This is a genomic window from Kocuria sp. UCD-OTCP (genome assembly GCF_000349605.1).
In the GTDB taxonomy this organism is placed as follows: domain Bacteria; phylum Actinomycetota; class Actinomycetes; order Actinomycetales; family Micrococcaceae; genus Kocuria; species Kocuria rosea.
Genome location: NZ_AOSQ01000021.1, coordinates 75,701 through 81,912, shown reverse-complemented (window position 1 = coordinate 81,912; position 6,212 = coordinate 75,701). Strand labels below are relative to the sequence as shown.

At 76.4% G+C, this 6,212-nt stretch carries 7 protein-coding genes; 2 read left to right on the top strand and 5 right to left on the bottom strand.

The features are described 5' to 3' along the window. Positions 1–1,015 (top strand): glutamate--cysteine ligase (locus H488_RS27360; RefSeq protein ID WP_017833351.1); only part of this gene is annotated, 1,015 nt, incomplete at its 5' end. A 59-nt stretch (positions 1,016–1,074) separates the two neighbouring features. Continuing rightward, positions 1,075–2,070, top strand: a complete 996-nt coding sequence (locus tag H488_RS27355) for a 2-hydroxyacid dehydrogenase (RefSeq protein ID WP_017833350.1) — start codon at positions 1,075–1,077, stop codon at positions 2,068–2,070. 15 nt (positions 2,071–2,085) lie between these two features. Here H488_RS27355 and tsaD read toward each other — a convergent pair whose 3' ends face one another. Genes tsaD through alr form a run of 5 tightly spaced genes read right to left on the bottom strand, consistent with a single transcriptional unit; the run spans position 2,086 to position 6,187 of the window. Beyond that, entirely contained in the window at positions 2,086–3,183 is a 1,098-nt protein-coding gene (tsaD, locus tag H488_RS27350) for a tRNA (adenosine(37)-N6)-threonylcarbamoyltransferase complex transferase subunit TsaD (RefSeq protein WP_017833349.1), read from the bottom strand. Then, on the bottom strand, positions 3,180–3,659 hold the full coding sequence (rimI, locus tag H488_RS27345) for a ribosomal protein S18-alanine N-acetyltransferase (protein WP_051063762.1): 480 nt from the start codon (positions 3,657–3,659) through the stop codon (positions 3,180–3,182). The genes tsaD and rimI overlap by 4 nt, the downstream gene beginning before the upstream one ends. Before the next feature lie 32 nt (positions 3,660–3,691). Beyond that, positions 3,692–4,369 carry a tRNA (adenosine(37)-N6)-threonylcarbamoyltransferase complex dimerization subunit type 1 TsaB gene (tsaB, locus tag H488_RS27340; protein ID WP_017833347.1) on the bottom strand — a complete coding sequence of 226 codons (678 nt, stop codon included), beginning with the start codon at positions 4,367–4,369 and terminating at the stop codon, positions 3,692–3,694. 40 nt (positions 4,370–4,409) lie between these two features. After that, a complete protein-coding gene (tsaE, locus tag H488_RS27335; RefSeq protein ID WP_017833346.1) occupies positions 4,410–4,949 on the bottom strand; it encodes a tRNA (adenosine(37)-N6)-threonylcarbamoyltransferase complex ATPase subunit type 1 TsaE in 540 nt (179 codons plus the stop codon). Beyond that, the gene (gene alr / locus H488_RS27330; RefSeq protein WP_232035269.1) at positions 4,946–6,187 is read right to left on the bottom strand and encodes an alanine racemase; all 1,242 of its coding nucleotides are present in this window, start codon (positions 6,185–6,187) and stop codon (positions 4,946–4,948) included. The genes tsaE and alr overlap by 4 nt, the downstream gene beginning before the upstream one ends. Positions 6,188–6,212: the final 25 nt, after the last annotated feature.

Genomic DNA, 6,212 nt, shown 5'->3' with positions numbered 1-6,212 from the left:
CCCCGCCTGGGGCACGGACGGCGACCACCCGCACCTGACCGGGGAGTTCCTGCTCAACACCGTCGAGCTGGTCACCGGGGTGTGCCGGGACGTCGCCCACTCCACCGAGCAGCTGTCCACCATGCTGGACGAGATCCGCAAGGTCACCGACCCGCAGGGCCTCGAGGTCTTCGCCGCCGGCACCCACCCGTTCGCCCGCTGGCAGGACCAGCAGGTCACCGACAAGCAGCGCTACCACAAGCTCGTGGACCGCACCCAGTACTGGGGCCGGCAGATGGTCATCTACGGGGTGCACGTGCACGTGGGCCTCGACTCCCGGGCGAAGGCGCTGCCCGTGCTCGACGGGCTGCTGACCTACTACCCGCACCTGCTGGCGCTGTCCGCGAACTCGCCCTTCTGGGCGGGCGAGGACACCGGCTATGCGTCCCAGCGCTCCATGATCTTCCAGCAGCTGTCCACGGCGGGGCTGCCGTACCACTTCCCGTCCTGGGACGCGTACGAGCAGTGCATCACGGACATGATCGCCACCGGCATCATCGAGGAGATGAGCGAGGCCCGCTGGGACGTGCGCCCCGTGCCCCGGCTGGGCACCGACGAGGTGCGCTTCTGCGACGGGCTCTCGACCCTGTGGGAGGTCGGGGCGCTCACGGCGCTCACCCAGTGCCTCGCGGAGTCCATCTCCCGGGACGTGGAGGCGGGCCGGCCCCCCGCCCGCCTGAAGCCCTGGCACATCCAGGAGAACAAGTGGCGCGCCGCCCGCTACGGCCTCGACGCCGAGGTCATCACCGACCCGCGCAACGTCGAGCGGGACCTGCGCACGGACCTGACCGCGCTGCTCGACCGGCTGGAGCCCGTGGCCGCGCAGCTGGGCTGCTCCCGCGAGCTCGCCGACGTGGAGCGGATCCTGGAGCAGGGCGCCGGCTACCAGCGCCAGCGCGCGGTCGCCCGGGCCCACGACGGGGACCTGCACGCCGTCGCCCTCGACATCGTCCGCCGCACCCGGGAGAACGACTGACCCGCCCGCCCGGCACGCCCCGCTGGACGCGGGGACCTGTTCGTCCCTAGGTTGCAGGCATGACGAACACGACCGGCACCGGCCCGGACCCCTCCGCCCGCCACGCCCCGCAGGACCACGGGGTGCTGCAGCTCGGCGCCCTGCACCCCCCGCTGGAGGAGGCGCTGGCCGCCGAGTTCTCCGCCCTGCGCCTGCCCGAGGACCCCGCCGAGCAGGACCGCTTCCTCGAGCGGCACGCCGGCGACGTCAGGGTGGCGGTCGGCTCCGGGCGCACCGGCGTGGGCCCGGACCTGATGCGGCGGCGGCCCCGGCTCGAGGCCGTCGTCCACTTCGGCGTGGGCTACGACGGCACAGACGCTGCCGGGGCCGCCGCGCGCGGCATCGTGATGAGCAACACCCCCGACGTCCTGACCGACGCCGTGGCGGACACCGCGCTGGCCCTCTACCTCGACGTGCTGCGCCGCTTCTCCGCGGCGGACCGCTACGTCCGGCGCGGGCAGTGGGAAAGCACGGGGAACTTCCCGCTGGGCCGGCACGCCTCCGGACGGCGGGTGGGCGTGCTGGGCCTCGGCAGGATCGGCCGGGCGGTCGCCGTCCGGCTGGAGGCGCTGGGCTGCGAGATCCACTACCACAACCGGCGCCCGGCCACCGGCAGCGGATACGCCTACCACGGGTCCGCGGCGGAGCTGGCGGCCGCCGTCGATGTGCTCGTGGTCGCCGTCCCCGGCGGCCCGGACTCCGCCGGGACGGTCGGCGCGGAGGTGCTGGACGCCCTCGGCCCGGACGGGTTCCTCGTCAACGTCGCCCGCGGCTCGGTCGTCGACGAGCGGGCCCTGGTGGCGGCGCTGCAGGAGGGCCGGCTCGGCGGGGCCGGCCTGGACGTCTTCGCCGACGAGCCCCGCGTGCCGGCCGCCCTGCGCGAGCTCGACACGGTGGTGCTCCTGCCGCACGTGGGCAGCGCGACCGTGGAGACCCGCCGGGAGATGGCCGAGCTCGCCCTGCGCAACCTCCGCAGCTGGCTGGCCGTCGGCACCCTGGTCACCCCCGTGCCGTGAGCGGCCCCGGCCGGCTCAGACGGAGACGGTGGTGACCGGCAGCGACGAGTCGGCGGCGAAGTCCAGCCCGGAGGGCGCACGGCCCTCGGCCACGACCCGGGCGGCCAGCGCGGCGACCATCGCCCCGTTGTCCGTGCACAGGGGCAGCCGGGGGATCACCAGCTCGATCCCGTGCGCGGCGCAGCGCTCGGCGGTGAGCTCGCGCAACCGGGAGTTCGCGGCCACTCCCCCGCCGAGCAGCAGCGTCCCGAGCCCCTGCTCGGTGCACGCGAGCACGGCCTTGCGGGTGACCACGTCGGCCACCGACTCCTGGAAGGACGCCGCGACGTCGGCGACCGGCACCGGCACGCCCCGCGCCTCGTAGCCCTCGACGACCCGGGCCACGGCGGTCTTGAGCCCGGAGAAGGAGAAGTCGTAGCGGTGCGGGCCGGGCCGCTCGGCGGAGCCCATGTACTTGCCCGCGCTCAGCCCGCGGGGCAGGCGGAAGGCGGTGGGGTCCCCGTCCCGGGCGGCGGCGTCGATGGCCGGGCCGCCGGGGTAGTCGAGGCCCAGGACGCGGGCCACCTTGTCGTAGGCCTCACCGGCCGCATCGTCGATCGTGGCCCCGAGCAGGCGCACGTCCCGGGAGAGGTCCTCGACGGCGAGGATCTCGGTGTGCCCCCCGGAGACCAGCAGCGCCCCGAGGCCGGGCGGCAGCCCGTCGTCGAAGTCGCCCTGGAAGCCCTCGATCCCGGAGTCCTCGAGCAGGCCCACGCTGACGTGCGCCACGAGGTGGTTGATCGCGTAGAGGGGCTTGCCCGTGGCCACGGCGAGGGCCTTCGCGGCGGCCGTGCCCACCATCAGGGCCCCGGCCAGGCCGGGTCCGGAGGTCACCGCGAGCGCGTCGAGGTCCGCCAGGCCCACGCCCGCCCGGTCCAGGGCCTCGCGCAGGGCGGGGACGATCGCGTCGAGGTGGGCGCGGGAGGCGATCTCGGGGATCACGCCGCCGAAGCGCACGTGCTCGTCCATCGAGGAGGACACCACGTTGGCGAGCAGGGTGCGTCCCCGGACGATGCCCACACCGGTCTCGTCGCACGAGGACTCGATGCCCAGCACGAGGGGTCCGTCGGTCATGGGGTCTCCTCCGTCGGGGCGGCCGGGATGTCGGTGGCGGCCGGGGTGTCGGTTCCGGTGAGGTCGAGGCGCATGATCAGCGCGTCGGCGCCGTCCCGGTAGTAGCGGGGGCGGGTGTGGATCTGCTCGTAGCCGAAGCGGCGGTAGAGCTGCTGGGCGCGCGGGTTGTCGGCGCGGACCTCGAGCAGCACCTCGGTGGCCCCGAGCTCCCGGGCCTGCGCGTGCAGGGTGCGCAGCAGGGCGGAGCCGATCCCGCGTCCCTCGTGCTCGGGGACTACCGCGATGGTCTGCACGTCGCCCACTGGACGGATGCACATGAGCCCCGCGTAGCCGACGATCACGCCGTCCTGCTCGGCGACCCAGTACCAGCACACGGGCTGGGCGAGCTCGGCGAAGAACATCTCGAGCGGCCAGGCGTCGACCGGGAAGAGCCGCCGCTCGAGCGCGTGCACCGCCGCGACGTCCGCGGGGACCATCCGGCGCAGCGTCCAGGAGCCGGGGGCGGGGCTCACGCGCCCGCCCGCTTCCGGGGTCCGGGGACCTTCGCGTCGGACTCGCGCAGGTACAGCGGGGTCGTGTCCGGGGACAGCGCCTCCCCGCGGGCCGTGCGGCGCGCGGCGGCGAGGCCCAGGGACGACGCCGTGGGCTGCGCCGCGGCGAACTCCGGCACGGGCCGGGCCAGCCGGTCCGCGTAGATCCCCGCCCCGCGGCCGTAGGCGGGCAGCTCCGGGAGCTGCTCGGCGGCGGCCACGCCCGGGCCCCCGGTGCGCCGCGGGCCGTCCTCGGTCGCGGCGAACCGGGCCCAGTAGACCTCCCGGCGCCGGGCATCGGTGAGCACGAGGAACTCCTCGTGACCGGCCGCCCGGGCGGGCCCGGCCGCGTCCTGGGCGAGGGCCTCGAGGCTCATGAGACCGTGCAGCGGCACGTCCCACGCGAAGGCGAGCGCCCGCGCCGTCGCGATCCCCGCGCGCAGGCCGGTGAAGGGCCCGGGGCCGGTGCCGACGAGGACCCCGTCGAGGTCGGCGCCGGTGACGCCGCGGCCGGCCAGCAGGTCGCGGACCGCGGGGGCCAGGACCTCGGCGTGGGAGCGGGTGTCCGGGCTCGCGTAGGAGCCGAGGACCTCGCCCGCACCGGTGACGAGGGCGGCGGAGGCGACGGCGGAGGAGTCCAGGCACAGGAGGAGCACCCGACCAGTGTAGTGCCCGCCCCCGGGGGCGCCTCCCGGCTCAGTCGAGCCGCGGGGGCCCGTCCGCCCAGCGCGGGCCGATCCCCGTGAGGGTGATGCGGCGGGGCTCGTCGTCCTCGTCCGGGTCCTCGTCCCCGGCCGCGCCGGGGACGAGGGGGTCGGTACCCACGGCGCGCTCCAGCACGATCTCGAGGCGGGAGTCGGCCAGGTGCTCGACCTTCCCGGCCCCCCACTCGACCACGGTGACGGCGGTGTCGGCCGTGTCCTCCAGGTCGATGTCGTCGACCTCCGCCGCGGAGCCCAGCCGGTAGGCGTCGACGTGCACCAGGTCCGGGCCGCCGGGCCGGGGACCGTCCGGGACGTTGGGGTGCCGGCGGACCAGCACGAACGTGGGCGAGATGATCCCCGCGCGCACCCCCAGGCCCCGGCCCAGCCCCTGGGTGAACGTGGTCTTGCCCGCGCCGAGCTCGCCGGTGAGGACCAGCAGGTCCCCGGCGCGCAGCTGGGCGCCCAGCCGCTCGGCCAGGGCCTGGGTGCGCCCGGGCCCGTCCACGGTCACGGTCCGGGTCCACTCGCTCATGCCTGCTCCTCCGCCGCGCCCGCCGGGCCCTCCGCGGCGTGCAGGTGCACCCGGGGCACGCGGGGCGAGACGCGGGTGACGATCTCGTAGTTGATGGTGCCGGCGGCGTCCGCCCACGCGCTCGCCGAGGGGTTCTCCCCCGCCCCGAACAGCACGGCCTCCGCCCCGAGCAGCCCGTGCTCGGGGGCGGAGCGTCCCGGCGCGCCGAGGTCGACCACGATCTGGTCCATCGCGACCCGGCCGACCTCCGGGTAGGTGCGACCCTGGATCCGCACGGGTCCGCCGGTGCCGGAGCGCGGGACGCCGTCCGCGTAGCCGAGCGGGACGAGCGCCAGGGTGGTGGGGCGGTCGGTGACGTAGCTCAGCCCGTAGGAGACGCCCTGGCCCGCCGGCACCTCCTTGACCGCGCTGACCGTGCTCCGCAGCGTCATGGCGGGCACGAGACCGAGCTGCTCCGGGGTGCGGTCCGCGAACGGGGAGAGCCCGTAGAGGGACACCCCCACCCGGACCATGTCCAGGAGCATGTCCCCGGGGCGCTCGAGCCCGGCGGCGGAGAGGAGACCGGGCGAGTTCGCCGCGTGCCGCAGCCCGGGCCGGAGCCCGGCGGCCCGCGCCGTGGCCACGGCCGCGCGGAAGCGCTCGAGCTGCTCCCGGGTCTCGGGCCGGGACGGCTCGTCGGCGACGGCGAGGTGGGTGAAGACGCCGACCACCCGCACGAGCCCCTCGGTCTCGGCCTGCGCGGCGGCCCGCACGAGCTCGGGCCAGAGGGCCTCCGGCGCGCCGTTGCGGCCCAGGCCGGTGTCGATCTTGAGGTGGATCCGGGCGGTGGTCCCGAGCGCGCGGGCGGCCGCGGCGATCGGGGCGAGCTCCCAGCCGCTGACGCCCAGCTCGACGTCGGCGGCGAGCGCCGCCCGGAAGTCGGTGTCGACGGTGTGCAGCCACGCGAGCACGGGCGCCCCGATCCCCGCGGCGCGCAGGGCGAGGGCCTCGCCGACGTGGGCGACGCCCAGGGCGTGGGCGCCGGCCTCGAGTGCCGCCCGGGCCACGGGCACCGCACCGTGGCCGTAGGCGTCGGCCTTGACCACGGCCATGAGCCGGGCGGGGGCGGCGAGGTCACGGAGCCGGCGCACGTTGGCGCGGACGGCGGCGAGGTCGACCACGGCGCTGCGCTCGCACCGGGGCGGAGGGGGGAGGGCGGATCCGGACGGGGCGGCCGGGACGGGGTCTGGACGGTTCACGGCTCCCATTGTGGCACCGCCGCCC